Annotated in this window: 1 protein-coding gene; it reads left to right on the top strand. The window is 36.2% G+C overall.

The features are described 5' to 3' along the window. Nucleotides 1–237 (top strand): hypothetical protein (locus EOE67_RS20735; protein ID WP_206099688.1); only part of this gene is annotated, 237 nt, incomplete at its 5' end. Between the last annotated feature and the right edge of the window lie 50 nt (nucleotides 238–287).

The raw sequence follows: 287 nt of genomic DNA, 5'->3' as shown, positions 1-287 counted from the left end.
ATCAGGCAGCAAAAACATTCTCAATGTATTGTTTTTAACTGCCTGTTTATTTCAAACTGGCTGATTTTTAAACAAAAATCAGTCAGTTTAACCCCAGACCATTGTGTGAACGGTTGGAACGGGACAAAACGCCGGGTTCTATTGCCTAAAACCTGCAAAAACTGTTTTTTAAAGAACATCAGGCAGCAAAAACATTCTCAATATATTGTTTTTAACTGCCTGCCTATTTCAGACTGACTGATTTTTAAACAAAAATCAGTCAGTTTAACCCCAGACCATTGTGTGAA

Source organism: Rheinheimera riviphila, assembly GCF_004005945.1.
Classification (GTDB): Bacteria; Pseudomonadota; Gammaproteobacteria; order Enterobacterales; family Alteromonadaceae; genus Pararheinheimera; species Pararheinheimera riviphila.
Note: the sequence above shows the minus strand (reverse complement) of the source record. Positions and strands in the feature narration are given on the sequence as shown.